At 34.2% G+C, this 20261-nt stretch carries 18 protein-coding genes; 13 read left to right on the top strand and 5 right to left on the bottom strand.

Going from position 1 to position 20261, the window contains the following annotated elements:
* Nucleotides 1-40: 40 nt before the first annotated feature.
* From A3SG_RS0106015 to A3SG_RS0106050, 8 genes are all read left to right on the top strand, one after another.
* Complete coding sequence (locus tag A3SG_RS0106015) at nt 41-1207, top strand: N-acetylmuramoyl-L-alanine amidase (protein WP_016989121.1); 1167 nt, start codon at nt 41-43, stop codon at nt 1205-1207.
* A gap of 48 nt (nt 1208-1255) precedes the next feature.
* Nucleotides 1256-2221, top strand: coding sequence for an MlaD family protein (locus A3SG_RS0106020; RefSeq protein WP_016989122.1), 966 nt, complete (start codon nt 1256-1258; stop codon nt 2219-2221).
* A gap of 5 nt (nt 2222-2226) precedes the next feature.
* On the top strand, nt 2227-3564 hold the full coding sequence (locus tag A3SG_RS0106025; protein ID WP_016989123.1) for a (Fe-S)-binding protein: 1338 nt from the start codon (nt 2227-2229) through the stop codon (nt 3562-3564).
* An 84-nt stretch (nt 3565-3648) separates the two neighbouring features.
* Nucleotides 3649-4440: a (Fe-S)-binding protein gene (locus tag A3SG_RS0106030; protein ID WP_016989124.1), complete on the top strand. Its 792-nt coding sequence runs from the start codon at nt 3649-3651 to the stop codon at nt 4438-4440.
* Nucleotides 4441-4486: 46 nt separating this feature from the next.
* Entirely contained in the window at nt 4487-4969 is a 483-nt protein-coding gene (locus tag A3SG_RS0106035) for a hypothetical protein (protein ID WP_016989125.1), read from the top strand.
* A gap of 14 nt (nt 4970-4983) precedes the next feature.
* Nucleotides 4984-7977, top strand: coding sequence for a glycoside hydrolase family 3 N-terminal domain-containing protein (locus A3SG_RS0106040; protein ID WP_016989126.1), 2994 nt, complete (start codon nt 4984-4986; stop codon nt 7975-7977).
* A 99-nt stretch (nt 7978-8076) separates the two neighbouring features.
* Nucleotides 8077-9246 (top strand): N-acetyl-alpha-D-glucosaminyl L-malate synthase BshA, encoded by a 1170-nt coding sequence (gene bshA, locus A3SG_RS0106045; protein WP_016989127.1) that lies wholly within the window; start codon nt 8077-8079, stop codon nt 9244-9246.
* 46 nt (nt 9247-9292) lie between these two features.
* On the top strand, nt 9293-9703 hold the full coding sequence (locus tag A3SG_RS0106050) for a protease complex subunit PrcB family protein (RefSeq protein WP_016989128.1): 411 nt from the start codon (nt 9293-9295) through the stop codon (nt 9701-9703).
* Between the two features lie 47 nt (nt 9704-9750).
* Here the strand turns inward: A3SG_RS0106050 and A3SG_RS0106055 are convergent, their stop codons facing one another.
* Both A3SG_RS0106055 and A3SG_RS22915 read right to left on the bottom strand, forming a co-directional pair.
* Nucleotides 9751-10260 carry a hypothetical protein gene (locus A3SG_RS0106055; protein WP_016989129.1) on the bottom strand — a complete coding sequence of 170 codons (510 nt, stop codon included), beginning with the start codon at nt 10258-10260 and terminating at the stop codon, nt 9751-9753.
* Nucleotides 10261-10746: 486 nt separating this feature from the next.
* Nucleotides 10747-11205, bottom strand: a complete 459-nt coding sequence (locus tag A3SG_RS22915) for a hypothetical protein (RefSeq protein WP_316945187.1) — start codon at nt 11203-11205, stop codon at nt 10747-10749.
* 276 nt (nt 11206-11481) lie between these two features.
* On the opposite strand from A3SG_RS22915, the gene aroC reads away from it, so the two are divergent.
* The 4 genes from aroC (at nt 11482) to A3SG_RS0106080 (ending at nt 16004) form a co-directional block, all read left to right on the top strand.
* Nucleotides 11482-12540, top strand: a complete 1059-nt coding sequence (gene aroC / locus A3SG_RS0106065; protein ID WP_016989131.1) for a chorismate synthase — start codon at nt 11482-11484, stop codon at nt 12538-12540.
* Between the two features lie 76 nt (nt 12541-12616).
* Nucleotides 12617-13897 carry a dicarboxylate/amino acid:cation symporter gene (locus A3SG_RS0106070; protein WP_016989132.1) on the top strand — a complete coding sequence of 427 codons (1281 nt, stop codon included), beginning with the start codon at nt 12617-12619 and terminating at the stop codon, nt 13895-13897.
* Between the two features lie 81 nt (nt 13898-13978).
* Complete coding sequence (locus tag A3SG_RS0106075) at nt 13979-15259, top strand: dicarboxylate/amino acid:cation symporter (protein WP_029596638.1); 1281 nt, start codon at nt 13979-13981, stop codon at nt 15257-15259.
* A 256-nt stretch (nt 15260-15515) separates the two neighbouring features.
* Nucleotides 15516-16004: a hypothetical protein gene (locus A3SG_RS0106080; protein ID WP_083832407.1), complete on the top strand. Its 489-nt coding sequence runs from the start codon at nt 15516-15518 to the stop codon at nt 16002-16004.
* A gap of 386 nt (nt 16005-16390) precedes the next feature.
* On the opposite strand, the gene A3SG_RS23070 is transcribed toward A3SG_RS0106080, so the two are convergent.
* The 3 genes from A3SG_RS23070 to A3SG_RS0106095 form a co-directional block, all read right to left on the bottom strand.
* Complete coding sequence (locus A3SG_RS23070; RefSeq protein ID WP_410500988.1) at nt 16391-16522, bottom strand: Hsp20 family protein; 132 nt, start codon at nt 16520-16522, stop codon at nt 16391-16393.
* Nucleotides 16523-16806: 284 nt separating this feature from the next.
* Nucleotides 16807-18066 (bottom strand): DEAD/DEAH box helicase, encoded by a 1260-nt coding sequence (locus A3SG_RS0106090; RefSeq protein ID WP_016989136.1) that lies wholly within the window; start codon nt 18064-18066, stop codon nt 16807-16809.
* A 133-nt stretch (nt 18067-18199) separates the two neighbouring features.
* Nucleotides 18200-19237 (bottom strand): formimidoylglutamase, encoded by a 1038-nt coding sequence (locus A3SG_RS0106095; RefSeq protein WP_016989137.1) that lies wholly within the window; start codon nt 19235-19237, stop codon nt 18200-18202.
* Nucleotides 19238-19331: 94 nt separating this feature from the next.
* On the opposite strand from A3SG_RS0106095, the gene A3SG_RS0106100 reads away from it, so the two are divergent.
* The gene (locus A3SG_RS0106100) at nt 19332-20222 is read left to right on the top strand and encodes a hypothetical protein (protein ID WP_016989138.1); all 891 of its coding nucleotides are present in this window, start codon (nt 19332-19334) and stop codon (nt 20220-20222) included.
* The last annotated feature ends 39 nt before the right edge of the window (nt 20223-20261 follow it).

Consider the following 20261-nt stretch of genomic DNA (forward strand, 5'->3'; position numbering starts at 1 on the left):
ATTAATAGCTTAGTATTTTAATTAAATTAACCTTAGAATTATGTACCTAATAAATAAAATTAAAGTAGTTTTCACTTTTTTTCTAACTACGATTTCTTTTGTAACTTATGGCCAGTCCAGTAACTTTAAAGTGACCTTAGATGCTGGACACGGTGGGCATGATTTTGGTGCAGTGTATAGTGGACATGTCGAAAAAAACATTGCTTTGGCGGTTGTGCTTAAAGTGGGTAAGTTGCTAGAGGCAAATTCGAAAGTGGATGTTATCTACACAAAAAAGACAGATATTTTTGTTGATTTAGTTGAAAGAGCTAATATTGCAAATAGAGCCAATGCCCATATTTTTGTTTCTATTCATTGTAATGCCAACAGAAATACAGCGGCCGACGGTACCGAAACCTATGTTATGGGTATGAATAAAATTGCTTCAAACTTAGAGGCGGCGAAGAAAGAGAACTCGGTTATTACGTTAGAGAAAGATTACAAAAGAAAATACGAAGGTTTTGATCCCAATTCTCCGGAAACAATGATTGGAATGACGTTAATGCAGGAAGAATACTTGGATAATAGCATTTCCTTAGCCAGTAAAATTGAAAACGCATTTGAAGGTTTAGGAAAGAGGATTCGTGGTGGAGGTGTAAAACAAGCGCCATTTATGGTACTCCACAAAGCATATATGCCAAGAGTTTTAGTTGAAATGGGATTTATTTCTAATTATGCTGAAGGAAATCGATTAGACTCGGAAGTTGGTCAAAATGAGATTGCTAATGCTATTGCCACTGCAATAATTAGTTATAAAAACGAATATTATGGAACTGGTGCTGTAGAAAATTTGGAAGTTATGCCTTCACAGAGAAGTAATGAAAGTGCGGTTAAGGACAGCGCAAGCCCAGCTAAAACAAAAGTAGATTCAGCATCTGCTGACAAGAGAAAATCAGCGTCCAAAGAAGACAATTCACAGATCCTATTTAAAGTACAAATTTCTGCAAGTGGAAGAAAAATGGATTTGCAACCTAGAAATTTTAAAGGATTAAAAAATATATCTATGGATCATGATAATGGTGCTTATAAATATATGTTCGGTGCAACTTCTGATTACGAAGAATCTAAAAACCTTTTAGAGGAAGCTAAGGCAAGAGGATATAAGTCCTCTTTTTTGGTTGCTTTTAAAAACGGAAAAAAGATTAGTATTCAAGAAGCCATTAAATAGTAAGAAGTTCAATTATTTTACATTAAATTTGTACAAAATACTTAAATTTTGAAATTAACAAGAGAAATTAAGACTGCAATTTTAGTAATTGCATCAATATTATTATTTATTTGGGGGTATAGCTTTTTAAAAGGAAGAGATCTTCTAAGCAGCTACAAAACATTGTATGTAGAGTACGAAACCGTAGAAGGATTAACTCCCTCTGCAACCGTTACATTAAATGGTTTAGAAATAGGTAGAGTTACGCACATTACGATTATTGAAAGTACCGGTAATTTGTTAGTAGAGTTGCAAATCAAATCTGATTTTCCAATTTCAAAGTCAAGTGTAGCAATAATTTATGAGCCTGGTTTTATTAACGGTAAACAAATTTCTATTGAGCCCAATTTTACAGACAAGGAGATAGCGGTCGATGGTGATAAATTGAAGGGAAAAATTAGACTTGGGCTTACTGACAAAGTAGCAGAGAAGTTAGAACCGCTTCAAGAAAAATTGGATAAGATTTTGGCTAATGCCGATGTTCTGATCAATGGAATTAATAGTGTTTTAGACAAGAAAGCTCAAGAAGATTTGAGAAATAGTTTGGCTGAATTAAGTAAAACAATGGAGCAGTTTCACAAAGCTTCATTGAGTATGAATACCATACTTGATGAAAACAAAACTCAGATTAAAGGAGTTGTCACAAATTTCAACAAAATATCCGGCAATTTTTCTAAAATTTCAGATTCTTTAAATAAAGCCGATTTGGGTAAAACGGTGAGGACGTTGAACAAGACTTTGACAAAAGTGGATGGCGTACTGCTTGAATTAGAATCTGGAAACGGTACAATGGGAAAACTATTGAATGATGATACATTATACGACAACCTATCGAAAACTTCGAAAGAATTAGAGCTCTTACTGCAAGATGTCAGACTTCATCCTACAAGATATATAAACGTTTCTCTTTTTGGAAAGAAAGACAAACCGTATAAGGCCCCTGCAACCGACACTATTTCAAAAGAAAAAAACTAGCAATTATGAGTTATTTAGATAATATTTTATTTGCCCTATTATTAATTATTGGGTTTGGTTATTTTTTTGCTAGCTTAAAAAAAATAAAAAGAAACATAAATCTAGGGATAGCGGTTGACAGACAAGATAATCCCGCAGCCCGCTGGAAAAACATGGCTATGATTGCTATGGGACAGTCAAAAATGGTGAAAAAGCCAATAGCTGGTGCACTTCATGTTATTGTTTACGTAGGTTTTATAATCATCAACATTGAGTTATTAGAAATCATAATTGACGGTTTATTTGGGACACATCGAGTTTTTGCCTTTTTGGGTACTACGTATGATGTTTTAATTGCTTCATTTGAAATTTTGGCAGGTTTAGTGCTGGTAGCCGTTGTTATTTTTTGGCTTAGAAGAAATGTTATAAAGTTAAAAAGGTTCATCAATAAAGACTTATCAGGATTTTCTAAAAACGATGCAAACTATATCCTTTATTTTGAAGTCGTCTTAATGACTTTGTTTTTATTAATGAATGCAACTGACTTACATTTGCAAAATGTGCCAGGAGGTTTTTCTCATTTCATAAAAGCGGGTTCTTATCCTATTAGTCAATTTATAGCGCCTCTCTTTAATGGAATGTCAAACGAGTTAGTGATGGTTCTTTTTGAAACGTCTTGGTGGTTGCATATAATAGGTATTTTTATTTTTATGAATTATTTGTATTTTTCAAAACACCTACACATCTTATTGGCCTTTCCAAACACGTATTTTGCTGATTTAAATCCACAAGGACAATTTAATAATTTAGAAGCAGTAACTAACGAAGTTAAAATGATGATGGATCCTAACGCTGATCCATTTGCAGCAGCTCCGCCATCCGCTGAGGGTGAAGTTCCCGCTAAATTTGGAGCCAGCGATGTTCAGGATTTGAATTGGGTACAATTGTTAAATGCTTACACTTGTACAGAGTGTGGTAGATGTACATCTGCCTGTCCGGCAAATATGACCGGTAAACAACTATCTCCACGCAAGATCATGATGGATACGAGAGATAGAATGGAAGAGGTAGGGAGAAATATTGATGCTAATAAAGGTGTTTTTATTCCAGATGGTAAATCATTATTGAACGACTACATTACACCAGAAGAACTATGGGCCTGTACCTCTTGCAACGCCTGCGTGGAAGAATGTCCGGTGAATATTAGTCCGTTATCCATTATTATGGATATGCGACGTTACTTGGTTATGGAGCAAAGTGCAGCACCTACTCCCGTAAATGCGATGATGACCAACATAGAAAATAATGGAGCGCCATGGCAATACAATCAGCAGGATAGATTGAATTGGAAAAACGAAAATTAATTTTTTCAAAAACTTTAGTAGGTTATTTTTTTAACCAATTATCAAACAATTAGTTAGTTAGCTAGCTGAATAAAAAAATATAAAATGTCAGAGAATTTAATAGTGCCAACAATGGCGGAAATGCTTGCCGAAGGAAAACAACCTGAAGTATTGTTTTGGGTGGGTTGTGCAGGAAGTTTTGATGATAGAGCAAAAAAAATAACAAAAGCATTTGTACGAATTTTAAATCGTGCAAACGTACCTTTTGCCGTACTTGGCACGGAAGAAAGTTGTACTGGTGATCCGGCAAAAAGAGCTGGAAATGAGTTTCTTTTCCAAATGCAAGCGATGATGAACATTGAAGTTTTGAACGCGTATGAGGCTAAGAAAATAGTAACTGCCTGTCCACATTGCTTCAATACTTTGAAAAATGAATATCCAGAATTAGGTGGTAAGTACGAAGTAGTACATCACACTGAATTTTTAAAATCATTGTTGGATGATGGAAGACTAACCATCGAAGGAGGTCAATTTAAAGGAAAACGAATCACTTTTCATGATCCCTGTTATTTGGGAAGAGCTAATAACGTATATGAGGCCCCTAGGGAGCTGATTCAAAAACTCGATGCTGAATTAGTAGAGATGAAACGTTCACGTGCTAACGGTTTGTGTTGTGGGGCAGGAGGCGCTCAAATGTTTAAAGACGCAGAACCGGGAGATAAAGAAATTAATATTGAACGAACGGAAGATGCATTAGAGACAAAAACAGACATAATTGCTGCAGGATGTCCATTTTGTAATACGATGTTAACAGATGGTATTAAAAACAAAGAAAGAGAGGGTGATGTAAAAGTGATGGACATTGCGGAATTAATTGCAAATGCCCAGGATTTATAGAGCTTTAGAGTTAAAATCTAAAATTCAAAATTAAAAAATAAAAAAAATGTACGTACCATTTGAAAATTTACCGGAAGAATCCAAAATTTGGATCTATCAAGCAAATAGAAAATTTTCGGATGCCGAATTTGCTGAAATTGAAACTGCTTTGCAGGCCTTTCTAGAAAATTGGGCAGCACACGGAACAAGTTTGGTGTCTTCTTATCAATTAAAATACAATAGATTTATTATACTAGCTGTGGATCAGGATGTTCAGGCTGCAACAGGTTGTTCAATAGATTCTTCTGTTGAATTCATCCAATCTTTGGAACAGAAATACAAAGTTGATCTTTTGGACAAAATGAATGTGACTTTTAAACTAGGAGAGCATATTGCCCATAAGCCATTAATAGATTTTAAAAAGATGGTAAAAGACAAGGCAGTTACAGAGAACACTATCGTTTTTAATAATCTGATCAACAATATTCAGGAATATAATGAATCTTGGGAAGTCCCAGCTATCGATAGTTGGCACAGCCGATTTTTCTAAAAAATAATACTTTAATGAAAAATACAGGCATCAGAATTAGTTTTCTTTATGTCTTATTTTTTTTTATAACCAGTTGTATTGGGATAAAAAATAATAAGCCGAAGGTAGTATTTGCCCATATCCCTGCTGAGATTAATGATTTGGTAATTGACAAATCTCAAAAAACAGCTACGCTTTTTGAAATTTCAAACGACGGAAAAAAATGGGTAGATAGCATTTATAATGCGATGACATTTGATGAAAAAGTAGGCCAATTATTTATGGTGGCTGCCTATTCGAATAAAGATAATGAGCATTACGATGCTATCGATAAACTCATAACAGAAAATAAAATTGGAGGATTAATCTTTTTTCAAGGAGGACCTGTACGTCAAGCCAATTTGACAAATCGGTATCAATCCAAATCAACAACACCATTGTTTATTGGTAATGATGCCGAATGGGGACTCAGTATGCGTCTCGATTCAACTTATACTTATCCATGGAACATGACTCTTGGCGCTGTGCAGGACATGAAATTGATTGAGAAATTGGGTGCTCAGATGGGAGAACAAAGCAAGAGACTTGGTCTGCAATTTAACTTTTCTCCTGTATTGGATATTAATACGAATCCCAAAAACCCTATTATAGGTTTCCGTTCTTTTGGTGAAGACAAGTATAAAGTTACGGAGAGAGCCATTGCAATGATGAAGGGGATGCAAGGAAAAGGGGTGTTTTCTACAGGGAAACATTTTCCGGGTCACGGGGATACCGAAACTGATTCACACAAAGGATTGCCAACAGTTAATTTTTCTAAGCAAAGGTTAGAGGTAATGGAGTTCTACCCTTACAAAAAAATGTTTGAGGAAGGACTTGCCTCTGTTATGGTAGCGCATTTAAACGTACCGAGTTTGCAATCCAAACCAAATTATCCCTCTTCTATCTCTTATAATGTTGTCACAAATGTGCTTCAAAAGGAATTAGGCTTTCGAGGGCTTATTTTTACGGATGCCTTAAACATGAAAGGGGTAAGTGAATTTAGTACTCCGGGACAGATTGATTTACGAGCTTTTCTGGCGGGTAATGATGTTTTATTATTTCCGGAAAATGTACCGCTAGCTTTAGATGTTTTCAAACAAGCCTATCAAGATTCGTTATTCAATGATAGTAGACTGGCTTTATCAGTAAAGAAAATTCTTAAATTCAAATATTATGCAGGCTTAAATACCTACAAGCCAATTGAAATTAAAAACTTGTATAAAGATCTTAACTCCACTAAAAATAAGGCGCTAAATTATGAATTGTATGAGAACGCTATTACTGTTCTGAAAAATTCTAATACTGTTTTACCAATTAAAGATTTAGCAAATCAAAAGATTGCCTATTTAAAAATGGGGGATGCAACAAACAGTACATTCGTTTCCACATTAAAAAAATACACGGAAGTAACTGAAATTGCAGATGACAATCTTGAGAATTTACAATCAAAACTAAACGAATTTACAACTGTAATTATTGGTTTCCATAAATCAGATATAGCATTTAAGAACTTTGAATTTAGCCAGGCAGAATTAAAAAAACTAGCATTTTTGTCCAAAAACAATAATGTAGTACTAGATGTTTTTGCTTCTCCTTATTCCTTGATTCCCGTAGCTAGTTTTGATGATGTCGAAAGTGTGGTGATTTCATACCAAAACGGTCCCATTGCACAAGAAGTTTCTGCAGAATTGATTTTTGGCGCGATCGAAGCTAAAGGGAAACTACCCGTTACTGTTACTGCAAATTTTACCGCTAATTCAGGGCTTTCGACAGAGAAATTAAATGTTTTAGGATTTACGGCAGCTGAAAATGTTGGAATGAATCCTTTAATTTTAGATAAAATTGAACCGATAGCACAAAAGGCGATCGATGGAAAAATGGCTCCTGGAATGCAGATTTTAGTGGCAAGAAAAGGAAAAATTATTTACCAGAAGTCGTTTGGATACCAGACTTATGAAAAGGGTTCAAAAGTGACCAATACGGATCTGTATGATGTTGCTTCTTTAACTAAAATCTTATCTACGTTACCCAATGTAATGCTGCAATATGATCAGCATAAAATAAACATGGAAAGTAGATTAGACTCTATGCTACCTATTTTTAAAAATTCAAATAAACAAGACATACACTTTAAGGAATTATTGTCGCATTATGCTAGATTGCAACCTTGGATACCTTTTTATAAAGCTACGGTAGATAAAAAGGGGAACCCTTTGGATAAATACTATAAAAAGAAGTCAGAGGTACAGTTTTCCACAAAAGTGGCTGATAGTCTTTTTTTACGAAATGATTATCATGATACTATTATGAAGTTGATTGCAGACAGTAGGCTGCTTCCTCAAAAAAAATACAGATACAGTGACTTCACGTTCATCATTCTAAAAGAGTATTTAGAAAAAGCTACCGGGAAAAAATTAGATGTTTTAAGTACGGAGAATTTTTATAAACCGCTTGGAGCAAATAATACGATGTATAATCCATTGCAAAGAATTGCTAAAGATCGAATCGCTCCAACAGAAATTGACAGCTATTTCCGTCATCAGATTATACAAGGATATGTTCACGATATGGGAGCTGCAATGGAAGGCGGAATTGGAGGACATGCCGGGATTTTTTCAAATAGTATGGATGTGGCCAAAATAATGCAGCTTTATTTGCAAAAAGGAAATTATGGGAATAGGCAATATTTCTCTGAAAAGACATTCAATGACTTTAATACCTGTTATTTTTGTGCGGAAGGCAATAGAAGAGGAGTAGGCTTTGATAAACCTCAGTTAGGGGACAAAGGCCCCACATGCGGGTGTGCTTCCATGACCAGTTTTGGACATACTGGATTTACGGGAACAATGGCTTGGGCGGACCCAGAAACGGAAATCGTTTATATCTTCTTATCCAATAGAACATTTCCCGGAGATTCCGCAAATAAATTATCAAGAGAAAATATTCGAGAAGACATTCAAGAAATAATTTATGATGCAATTGAACCATAATACATTAATTTGAAGTAGATACTTAATTAAAGATTTCTTTTGCCATTTTAAAAAATGGCGTTCCTATTTTCCTTAAATTCGTTACATTAAAATAAATACATGAAAATTGCAATAGTTTGTTACCCTACGTTTGGAGGAAGTGGAGTTGTCGCTACCGAGTTAGGACTAGAATTAGCTCGTCATGGGCATGAAGTTCATTTCATTACTTACAGTCAGCCCGTTCGTTTGGCATTGTTAAACCCCAATGTGCATTATCACGAGGTTAACGTCCCTGAATATCCACTGTTTCTATATCAACCCTACGAGTTAGCACTGTCGAGCAAATTAGTGGACATGGTTAAACTTTATAAGATTGAAATTCTGCATGTCCATTATGCTATTCCTCACGCTTACGCGGGTTATATGGCAAAGCAAATGTTGAAAGATGAAGGGATTGAGATTCCTATGGTAACTACACTACACGGAACAGATATTACTTTGGTTGGGAATCATCCTTTTTATAAACCGGCAGTAAGTTTCAGTATCAATAAATCGGATGTAGTGACATCAGTTTCACAGAGTTTGAAAGAGGATACTTATAAGTTATTTAACATAAAAAAAGACATTCATGTTATACCAAATTTCATAGAATTAGATAAGAATGTTCAGGATCCCGACATTCCATGTCGCCGTTTTGTGATGGCAAAGGAAGACGAAAGAATAATCACGCACATTAGCAATTTTAGGGAAGTAAAACGGATTCCAGATGTGATCCAAATATTTTATAAAATTCAACAGAAAATCCCTGCTAAATTAATGATGGTAGGTGACGGTCCTGAAAAAGAAAAAGCGGAATATCTTTGTCAGGAATTAGGGATTATGGACAAGGTAATCTTTTTTGGAAATAGTAATGAAATCGATCAAATTTTAAGTTATACTGATTTATTTTTGTTGCCGTCTCAAACAGAAAGTTTCGGTTTGGCAGCTTTGGAGGCGATGGCTTGGGCAGTTCCTATAATATCAAGTAACTCTGGGGGGCTCTCTGAGGTGAATTTTGAGGGAATTTCAGGCTATTTGAGCGATGTTGGGAATACTGATGAAATGGCAGAGAACGCTTTGAAAATAATAAGAGACGACGCTACTCTTTTAAAATTTAAAGAAAATGCTTTGTCTGTCGCAAAAAAGTTTGACATTAAAAATATTTTGCCCTTGTATGTCGATCTCTATGAAAAGGCAATTAAAAAATATTCGAAAAAAAATAAATTTTTGAGTCAATCTAAAAAGGAATAAACCTTTGAATCAACATAAAATAACCCGATGAGAAAAATCTGTTCTTTTGTTTGTTGTTTTTTTATTAATAGCCTGTGGTGCTAAAGCTATAAAAACCGCGGTAAAAAAGCCTTTGTTTGAAGTGTTAACGCAACAACCTAATGGAGGAGGTAATATTAATTTCTACGAGATATTGACTGAGCCGAACGAGATAAAGATGTTACAAAATGATAAGAAGCTAAAAAATAAAATTAGCGTTATTGATGTTCAAAAATCAAATTTTATCATTTTGAATATGGGCAAAAAAAATACTGGAGGTTACTCGATAGGAATTGAAAGCGCAGTGGAAACCGAGGCAAATATAATTATTAATGTCAAAGAGAGTAGTCCGGAGACTGGTTCTATGGTAACGCAGAGTATTACTTATCCGTACTGTGTTGTCAAAATTAATTCTAAAAAAGAAATTATTATTAAATAAAAAAAAGCCACTATCTCTAGTGGCATTTTTTATAAAAAAGTATTGTATTAGAATTGGTACTTAAGACCCAAAGCAATATCAGAACCATAATTATTATTGTAATAACCAGAACCACCAAATTCAGGTCTGAAATCTAAAGAGATCAATAATGGAATATCAAAATTGTACTCAATTCCTATGTCACCAGCAGCAAAAACAAATGCTTCATTGTTATAATTACTATTGTCATAATAATCTCTACCGAATGTTCCTATACCTCCACCAACACCTGCGTACCAGTTAAATCCACCATCGATGTTCCATACCCATTGGTATAAAGCAGCTAATTTGATTGCGTTGTCATCATAACCATTATTTTTGTAGTTGTTTCTGTTTCTCCAACCCAAATCAAGTTCAAGTCTATTGTTACCTCCTAAGGCTCTTTGGTAAGTAATTTCAGTTCCAAAACCTCCACTGTCTCCTAAACGTAAACCTATTGCATTTTTAGAGATTTCTTGTGCTTGCGTGCTAAATGCTAATCCGATTAACATAAAAGCTGATAAAATAATTTTTTTCATAGATAGATATTTGTTGTTGCAAAGTTACAACGAAATGTTAACGAAAAATTTATACTATAATTGTTAATTGTTTCATAATTCACATATTCTGATTTGTTGTTTTATGTTATGTTCTTTGACTGTCAGGCGCTTTGTGTTTTTATTTTGACTAATAAAAATATGTTAAATTTTTAATAGGGGAGATTCAATTAATAAAAGCTATTAATTTATTTGGAAAATAGTTTCGCTGAGATAAATTGACCGCTCCAATTGTCTTGCATTTCAAAAAGATTTTCTTCTTGCGAAAAATGGGACTCTTGATTACGGTATATTTTCCACTTTACGTTGTTGTATTCTACAGCGGTCAAATTTTTGACTCAATCTCCATAATTCGAATAGAAAAGAGATCCATTTTTAGTTTCCTTTTCTTATAATTTTTGTTCATGAATATGCCCGCAGATTACATAATCGTACTTTTTTTCTATAGCTATTTCCGTCGCTGTCGCTTTAAAATCTGAAATGTGCTTGACTACTTTTTTTACTCCGGCTTCGATCTTCTTTGAAAAAGAATAGGGTTTTTTTCCGATTTTTTTTAAACACCAGATTAACGAGTCGGTTGAAAAGAATTAAATAATCGTACCCTAAGCAACCTAATTTAATAATCCCTTTCGAATGATTTGCGGAGGCATCTAAAACATCACCGTGAAAGATCCATGCCTTTTTATCTTCCATTTCCAAAAGCAGTTTATCTATTAATTCAATATTGCTCAAATTTTGATCACTCAACTTCCGAAGCATTTCATCGCGATTTCTTGTAATGTAATAGATTTCAGTCCCTTGAGAAGAAAGGCTCCTTATTTTTTGAATGATTTTAAAGTGGGTGATGATAAAATAGGAATTACTAATCTGACATATATTGACAATGTAACCATTGAGTACTAAATTTTTTGGTTTTATTGATGACAAGTATTCATTGAATTCTACTGCATGACTACCAAAGGTTCCAAGATGCACGTAAGAATTACAATGAGTGCCAATTTTCTTTTTTTCAATTGATCTTATATTTGAAGTGATACAAATTTAGGAATTGAGCTAAGGATTTAGTTTTACTGTAGTGTTATGAATAGCCATTAACTAGTAACTACAAGTAATCTTATTACGTTGAGAATTTTGTTATGTAATCGTACTTTTAAATTTTTTACTTTAAGTCTTAAAACATATATTTGCTCTAAACTTTTTATAATGGCAGGAAATAGCTACGGGACCCTATTTAGAATAACAACTTTCGGGGAATCACACGGAGAAGCATTAGGCGGAATCATTGATGGATGTCCTTCAGGAATAGCAATAGATTTAGAGGCAATTCAACTTGAAATGTCCAGAAGGAAACCAGGGCAATCTGCCATAGTTACACAACGGAAAGAAACGGATGATGTCCAGTTTTTGTCCGGTATTTTTGAAGGGAAAACAACGGGTACACCCATTGGTTTTATTATACCAAATACCAATCAAAAATCAGACGATTATTCCCATATAAAAGATAATTATAGGCCTAGTCATGCCGACTATGTTTATGAAAAAAAATACGGAGTTCGTGACTATCGAGGTGGTGGACGTAGTTCAGCACGAGAAACAGCGAGCAGGGTATTAGCGGGGGCGATTGCAAAGCAAATGTTGCCAGATATCAAAATCAATGCTTATGTTTCATCAGTGGGGCCTATTTTTTTAGAAAAGCCATACCAAGAGTTGGACTTTTCTAAAACAGAAAGTAATCCTGTACGTTGTCCTGATGAAGAATCAGCGGTAATAATGGAAGAGTACATACGTGAAATTCGTAAGCAAGGCGATACAGTAGGTGGAACGGTCACTTGTGTCATTCAAAATGTTCCAGTTGGTTTAGGAGAACCTGTTTTTGATAAGCTGCATGCAGAACTAGGTAAAGCAATGCTTTCTATCAATGCTGTTAAAGGATTTGAATATGGAAGCGGATTTTGTGGTGCCCAAATGAAAGGTAGCGAACATAATGACCTACACAATGCGGACGGAACTACAAAAACGAATATGTCTGGTGGTATTCAGGGTGGAATCAGCAATGGTATGGACATTTTTTTTCGTGTTGCTTTTAAACCGGTAGCGACCATTATGCAGAAACAAGAGTCGTTAGATAATCAAGGAAATATTACAGAAATGACAGGAAAAGGACGTCATGATCCCTGTGTGGTACCTCGAGCAGTTCCTATTGTTGAGGCGATGGCAGCAATTGTCTTGGCAGATTTTTATTTGATCAACAAAACATATTAATACTAATGAATCGGTAACTTCAATTAAGAAGATACTTTTAACAAATAACCCACTCAAATAACCCACCTTAAATCAAATGAGTTCTATAGAAACACAAAAGAAGTCAATAACGTCAAACTTGACTTCACAAATACTGATTGCAATGGTTCTGGGAGCCATCTTAGGAGTAATAATTCACAACACTATTTCAGATGAAGCAGCTTTATCTTTTAGTAGTAAGGTAAAAATCCTTGCTACAGTTTTTATAAGATTGGTGCAAATGATTATTGCGCCATTAGTATTTACTACATTAGTTGTGGGTATTGCAAAGTTGGGAAATGTTAGTGCAGTGGGTAGAATTGGAGGAAAAGCGTTAGGCTGGTTTTTTACAGCCTCTCTTATCTCTTTATTGCTGGGAATGTTTTTTGTGAATGTTCTTGAGCCTGGAGTAGGACTTAATTTATCTAATGTTGATTTGACGTCAGGATCAGAAGTGTTAGCTAAAACGCAGAGTATTTCTTTTGAAAATTTTATTGAACATATTGTTCCAAAGAGTATATTTGAAGCACTAGCGACTAACGAAATCTTACAAATTGTTGTTTTTTCCATTTTCTTTGGTTTAGCTGCAGCATCAATTGGAGATTATGTAAAACCGGTTGTTACTGCATTAGATAAAATGTCACATATCATTTTAAAAATGGTAAATTATGTGATGAACTTTGCGCCAATCGGTGTTTTTGGCGCTATTGCTGGTGTTTTTGCTGTTAGGGATTTTCAAGAACTAGCAATCACTTATTTTAAATTTTTCGGTTCGTTTTTGATTGGTATTTCATCACTTTGGGTAGTATTAATTCTTGTGGGTTATATTTTCCTTAAAAGCAGAATGACAGTACTGTTAAAGAGAATTGTTAGTCCGTTAATTATTGCTTTCGGAACGACAAGCAGTGAAGCGGTTTTTCCAAAATTAACGGAGGAATTAGAGCGTTTTGGGGTAAAAGATAAAATTGTTTCATTTATGTTGCCTTTAGGTTATTCATTTAACTTAGACGGCAGTATGATGTATATGACTTTTGCCAGTATTTTTATAGCGCAAGCCTATGGTATTGATTTGGACTTAGGAACTCAAATGACAATGCTATTGGTTTTGATGCTTACCAGTAAGGGAATTGCTGGTGTGCCTAGAGCAAGTTTAGTTGTTGTAGCAGCTACCTGTGGGATGTTTGATATTCCAATTGAAGGAATTGCTTTGATATTGCCAATAGATCATTTTTGCGATATGTTTAGGAGTGCAACCAATGTTTTAGGGAATGCACTAGCCACTTCGGTGGTGGGACAATGGGAAGAAAATAATGAAATAGATATTGTTTCATTAGACTAAAAGACATGAAAAACTCCTCGATTTTGAGGAGTTTTTTATTTTTGTATATTTGGCTTGATGGCCAAAAATAAAATTAAAATTATGAAAAAACTTGCGATGCATTGGAAGATCTTAATAGGAATGATATTAGGATTGCTGTTTGGCTTATTAATGAAGAATTTAGAACAAAAAGGGATTATTGTTGACTGGATTAAACCCTTTGGCACCATTTTTATAAACCTTCTTAAAATGATAGCGGTTCCTTTAATCGTGGTTTCCTTAATCGTGGGTTTAGCCGATCTAAAGGATATTTCAAAACTTTCAAAACTGGGTGGGAGAACGGTATTGTTTTATTTATGCTCCACCGTAATAGCTGTTACTATTGGTTTAGGATTAGCCAATCTAATAAAACCAGGTAGGTATATCAATCAAGAATCGAGAGAGAGTTTAATCCAAAATTTTTCGGTGGATGCCTCTCAAAAAATAGAAATGGCAGCGAGTGCAAAAAAAAATGGCCCTCTTCAACCCTTGATTGATATCGTTCCAGATAATTTTTTTAAAGCTTTGAGTGACAATGGAAGCATGCTACAAGTTATACTTTTCGTGATCCTTCTTGGTATTGGTCTTATCCTTGTCGAAGAAGAAAAAGCTAAACCTGTTGTTGACTTTTTTAAAGGTTTGAATGATGTTATTATGAAAATTATTGACATTATAATGTTGTTTTCACCCTACGGTGTTTTTGCTTTGATGGCGTCGTTGATGGTTGAAATTCCTGATTTCAGCACCTTAGGTGCTTTAGGAATCTACGGATTAACAGTTTTGTTAGGATTATTTATCATGGCTTTCGTACTTTATCCTATCTTGTTATTGATTTTTGCAAAAGTAAATCCAATAAAATTTTTCAAAGCCATTGCGCCTGCTCAATTATTAGCTTTTTCGACAAGTTCAAGTGCCGCTACATTACCGGTTACTATGGAATGCGTAACAGAGCATATTGGAGTTGATGAAGAAGTATCCAGTTTTGTCTTACCGTTAGGTGCTACGGTAAATATGGATGGTACAAGTTTATATCAGGCAGTAGCAGCCATCTTTATAGCTCAGGCGATGCTTCCAAATCCTTTAGACTTAAATACGCAGTTGATGATCGTGGTAACTGCAACTCTTGCTTCAATTGGTTCTGCAGCGGTTCCTAGCGCCGGTATGGTCATGCTTGTTATTGTTTTAGGTCAAGCTGGAATTCCTGAGGCGGGACTGGCACTTATCTTTGCCATTGACCGACCTTTAGATATGTGTAGGACTGTCGTAAACGTGACTAGTGACTCTACGGTTGCTACAATTGTGGCAAAATCAGTTGGGAAATTACACCATCCCAAAGATTTCTAGGTTTATTTTAATACCATACAAAGTGTTTTTAGTATACGTTTAGCCGTTCGGTTTATTTATTTAAGGTTAAATATCTTGAGTATATTTTACTTTGGCGGCTTTCTTTTTAATTTGTTACTAATTTTAAGGTAACGTTTTAACGCTGAGTAGTAAACTTGATTGTAAGATATTTCTTTTTGTTAATTTGGATACTTTATTAAATGTATGTGTTGGCAATCAGTTATATAAATGAATATTTGATTCACAAAAGTAATTTATGTTCCATCTACGAATAATTTTATTTCTTTTTTCATTTAACATGTTTGGCAATGGTCCCATTGTTGAAACTCCCTTACCCTCTAGAAAAGTAATTGTAAAGTTAATGATTGTAGCAGCAAATAATTTGTCTGAGTGTAAATTCGAGCAATCGTTAGAAGCGTCAAGCTTAGCATTAAAGTATGCTATTGACAGCGATGACGATTATCTTGTAGCACAGTCCTATAATATGATTGCAGCTAATTATGAAGAACTGTCTGAAGTTGATAAAGAAATTTTTTATTACAAAAAAGGACTTTCCTACCCGAATAGAACTACTAATGACATTATCAAGAATTCGTTAAATAATAATTTAGGGAATATGTATTGTTTTGAAACAAAGAATCTTGATCAAGGAATAAATTATTACGAAAAAGCAATAGAATACAGCACTAATATTGCATCTGCCAGAGGTACCTATATTACAAAAACGAATCTTGCTTGGGCATAATTTTTTAAGGGTAGTTTTGACAAAGGAGAGCTTTATTTGGACTATATCCACTGTTATAGTTTAAAAGCTTCTCTTCGAATACTAAAAAAAGACAATTGCGAAATAATACTAAACTAATTTTAGTTCAAATGACTTCATGATAGCTTTTTAATTAAAAGAATTTCAAAGAAGCCCATTCTTATTTAATAGCCATAGTTTTTGCTGTTTTTTTCCTGTCGCCTTCTTTTTTGGCAATATCATTATGCAGTATGCCATATTTGTAATTAGCATTGACATGTTGTATCAGTGTAATTCGGAAGATTAAAAGATCTGGATAAGGATTGATAACTAAACTCTTTTCAATAGTAATTCTCGTTACTTTTAGTCTCTTATTTCTTTTCTATTTTTTATGAAGTAATAGCAACTATCTTGCGATGCAATTCAATTTTAAAATCCTCTTTCTTTAGACCAGGAATTGCTAGTTTGATTTCAATTTTCTTATCTGTTGCTTTCCTATTATATCGGTATGAGTTCCTAATCTAGAGTAACTAAGATCAGTCATTTCGATAAAATCGCTAGAGAAAAAATCATCAAAAAAGATATTAATTGTTGGTAAAAAACTAGATTTTGACGATGGAACAGATCTTTTTTATTTACTAATGCTTCCATAATTGTTTGGTTTTAAATAATTACAAACTAGGATTAAAACCAGATAATAAAATATAATTTATCAATCTCTATAATATTTAATGGCACAATAAAAAAAACACCTTTCCCTTATTAGGAGAAGGTGTTTCTTACCGTGAATTAGTAGAAAAACGGATTAGTACCAGCGCTTTTTATTTTGCTTTGAAGCATCTGACTTTCTTGATTTATGAGCTCCACCGCTTCTGTTTGAATTTTTGGGTTTTGTAGATCCGCCAGGTGCTGTTTCCGGACTTCCAGAGTGCCATGGATAAGGATGATCACTTATGATTTTCACATCAACTTTAATTAATTTCTGGATGTCTTTCCAGTAGGTATGCTCATCTTTACTGCAAAAAGAGATAGCGACACCGCCATTTCCAGCACGTCCTGTTCTTCCTATTCGGTGAACGTATGTTTCAGGAATGTTAGGCAAATCAAAGTTAATAACGTAAGGCAATTGATCAATATCAATTCCACGAGCTGCAATATCAGTAGCCACAAGAACGCCAACTTCTTTATTTTTGAAAGCTTCTAACACACGTTGTCTTGCATTTTGAGATTTATCCCCATGTATGGCCTCAGCTGCGATACCGTTTTTGCGTAAAGCTTTCACAACATTGTCTGCGCCGTGCTTTGTTCTTGAAAAAACTAAAACATCAGACAAGTCTTGATTCTTTATTAAATGGTATAACAAGTTTCGTTTTTCAGTTTTTTCAACAAAATAGACATGTTGTTCTACATTTTCAGCTGTTGATGAAACAGGAGAAACGGTTACTGTTTCTGGATTTGTTAAAAATATCTCAGCCAGTTCGCGAATTGCGATTGGCATTGTTGCAGAGAAAAATAATGTTTGTCTATTTTTAGGAGTAAGCTTTACGATTTTTTTTACATCGTTTACAAAACCCATATCAAGCATTTGATCTGCTTCATCAAGTACTAATGCGTGCAAATGATCTAAATCAATAAAACCTTGTTTGTGTAAATCAAGTAATCTTCCTGGAGTTGCAATTAAAATATCGACACCGTTTCTAAGAGCATCAACTTGCGGGTTTTGTGAAACGCCACCAAAAATGGTAAGTTGGGTAAGGTTAGTGTATTTACCGTAAGTGTCAAAACTTTGTCCAATCTGCACTGCTAGTTCTCGCGTTGGGGTAACTACTAATGCACGAATTTGTTTTGCTTTTTTTGAGGAGCCCACAATGCGATGCAATTGATGTATAATAGGTATGGCGAAAGCTGCTGTTTTTCCTGTTCCTGTTTGTGCACAACCAATCAAATCCTTCCCTGCTAATACCAGTGGAATAGATTGCTCTTGAATGGGTGTGGGGTTAGTATAGCCTTGTTCATATACGGCTCTTTGTATACTTTTTGAAAGTGATAAATCTTCGAATAACATATTTTTGAAATTAAATATCCTCTATTAAGTGCGAGGATAGTTTTTGCAAATATAGTATTATTATTTTTGATGCTTATTTATTACCGTTGTTCATGTGGATTTATACTTGTTGTCAAAGGTCTGTGGGAGATAATTAAATGATGCTATTGTTGGCTTTTATAAAATCAGTTACTAAGTATCCAATTAGCTTACCTATCAGATGATCGTTTTTTTCTTCTCCTAAATCCGGTGCACCTTCACAGATGTGTAAATAAGATGCATTTTTGTGTTTGCCGAAAAAAGAAATAAACTGCCTGAGTTCTTCTATTGAGAAACCACTCAAAGTCATGGCGCTGCTCGCAATATTTGGTATGGCATCTAAATCGATTTCAATTCCGAAAAAATCAGTTTTTATAAAATCAAGGGCACTAAACATTTCTTGGTTGAACTCTTTTTCCTTCCTGATAGCTAGGCTATCATACGTATTATAACGGACTCGGTCCTCTGTTTTTTTAATTAGATCTAAAACACTCTTAGAGGTGTAGTTTTCATGTAATCCAAAAATAAAATATTTTTTAAGAAAGCCTTCTTCGTAAGCGTATGAAAATCCATTGCCGCTATGGCGTCCTTCTAGAATTCGAAAGTCAGAATGAGCGTCAAAGTTAATAGCATTTACCGATTTTCCTTTTGCAAGGGCAGTACCTTTTATGTTACCGTAAGAATTATTGTGACCACCGCCAATTATTATCGGTGTTTTACCGGATTTGATGATGTTAAAAACAATATGAGAAACGTCTTTGTCTATTTTTTCCACTAATTGACTTAACTTGGAACGGTCATCGATATCATGGAAATTTAAATGTTCGACTTCTTTCATTTCTTCGGAAACATTAACCTGCCCTAAAACAATAATTTGGCTCCCTTTACAAAAACGATTGTGCTGTATATTTGCGATATTTTTGATAGCTGTGTCCCATGCTGAAGCTGTTCCTGGTCTTCCAAAATTAGCTCTTACTCCTATATCTTCAGGGATTCCTAACAAAACATACTTGGCTTCAGAAGTGTGTAAAAATGTAATGGGATCCACTCCTTTTGGTATCGTAATCATTTTTTCTCCAAATTTTATTTCGCCACTTCTGTGGTTGGTAATTTTGACAAGGTCATTCATTGTAAAAGGCAGAAGCTTTTCCATAAAAAAAATAATTTTTTCAAAAATACTATAATTGTGTTAACTTACGTTAGTACTTCAATATATATTGTTAAATTTGAAAAAAAAATATTTTAAAATGGAAGATCAAAAAAGTAGTTCAAGTCTCAAGGTAGTAATCGCTGTATTAGCGGTTTTATTAGTGGGAAGCTTAATTTACATATTTAAGGTTACTTCTGATGTAAAAACAGTTCAAACAGAATTGAAAACTACGATGAGTGACAAAGAAGTAGTCATGAAAGATTTACAAGAATTAAAAACAACTTATGATGCAGCAATTTCTGAGAATACTTCAATGTCTGATGAATTGATTCAAGAAAGAGACAAAGTGGTGAGTTTAATGGCTGATTTAAACAAGTCCAAAGGGGATGTGGCTTCAATGAATAAATACAAAACCCAATTTAATGCGCTTCAAAAAAACATGAAAGTTTTGATTGCTGAGAACGCAAATTTGAAAAAAGAAAATATAACCTTAACTACGCAACGTGATAGTACGGCAGTTGTCCTTGGAGTTTCTAAAAAATACAATGAGACTTTAGTTGGACAAAACGAAGAGTTAGCGAAAGCGGTAGAGAAAGGTGCTAAGTTGACTGTTTTAAATATGAAAACGTCAGCTTACAAAGTTAGAAATTCAGGTAAACAAATCGAAACGGATAAGGCCAGAAGAGCAGATGTTCTTAAAATTAGTTTTACAATTGCTGAAAATCAAATTGCGAAATCAGGTGATAAAACGTACTATGTACAAGTAATAGATAGCAAAAACAATGTTTTAGGAGATAAAAAGATCATCAATTTTGGTGATGACACATTGACGTATAGCTTCATGACTGTTGTGAAATATGAAAATAAAACAGTTCAGGTTACTGAAAATTTACCAGGAAAGGATTTTGAAAAAGGAACCTACTTTGTAAATGTCTTCGATAAAAATCAAATGGTTTCAAAAACTAGTTTTGTTTTTAGAATAGTATAAAATTTTACGTCATAAAAAAAGAGGAGCTCACTGGCTCCT

It is taken from the genome of Flavobacterium sp. ACAM 123 (genome assembly GCF_000264055.1).
GTDB lineage: Bacteria > Bacteroidota > Bacteroidia > Flavobacteriales > Flavobacteriaceae > Flavobacterium.

Excerpts from the sequence above, each read along its gene's own strand:
- A3SG_RS0106095 (WP_016989137.1), bottom strand. The coding sequence starts at position 19,237 with ATGGAAAAGCTTCTGCCTTTTACAATGAATGACCTTGTCAAAATTACC.
- bshA (WP_016989127.1), top strand. The coding sequence starts at position 8,077 with ATGAAAATTGCAATAGTTTGTTACCCTACGTTTGGAGGAAGTGGAGTT.
- A3SG_RS0106080 (WP_083832407.1), top strand. The coding sequence starts at position 15,516 with ATGTTCCATCTACGAATAATTTTATTTCTTTTTTCATTTAACATGTTT.
- A3SG_RS0106075 (WP_029596638.1), top strand. The coding sequence starts at position 13,979 with ATGAAAAAACTTGCGATGCATTGGAAGATCTTAATAGGAATGATATTA.
- A3SG_RS0106030 (WP_016989124.1), top strand. The coding sequence starts at position 3,649 with ATGTCAGAGAATTTAATAGTGCCAACAATGGCGGAAATGCTTGCCGAA.
- A3SG_RS0106100 (WP_016989138.1), top strand. The coding sequence starts at position 19,332 with ATGGAAGATCAAAAAAGTAGTTCAAGTCTCAAGGTAGTAATCGCTGTA.
- A3SG_RS0106025 (WP_016989123.1), top strand. The coding sequence starts at position 2,227 with ATGAGTTATTTAGATAATATTTTATTTGCCCTATTATTAATTATTGGG.
- A3SG_RS0106040 (WP_016989126.1), top strand. The coding sequence starts at position 4,984 with ATGAAAAATACAGGCATCAGAATTAGTTTTCTTTATGTCTTATTTTTT.
- A3SG_RS0106055 (WP_016989129.1), bottom strand. The coding sequence starts at position 10,260 with ATGAAAAAAATTATTTTATCAGCTTTTATGTTAATCGGATTAGCATTT.
- A3SG_RS0106090 (WP_016989136.1), bottom strand. The coding sequence starts at position 18,066 with ATGTTATTCGAAGATTTATCACTTTCAAAAAGTATACAAAGAGCCGTA.
- aroC (WP_016989131.1), top strand. The coding sequence starts at position 11,482 with ATGGCAGGAAATAGCTACGGGACCCTATTTAGAATAACAACTTTCGGG.
- A3SG_RS0106070 (WP_016989132.1), top strand. The coding sequence starts at position 12,617 with ATGAGTTCTATAGAAACACAAAAGAAGTCAATAACGTCAAACTTGACT.
- A3SG_RS0106035 (WP_016989125.1), top strand. The coding sequence starts at position 4,487 with ATGTACGTACCATTTGAAAATTTACCGGAAGAATCCAAAATTTGGATC.
- A3SG_RS0106015 (WP_016989121.1), top strand. The coding sequence starts at position 41 with ATGTACCTAATAAATAAAATTAAAGTAGTTTTCACTTTTTTTCTAACT.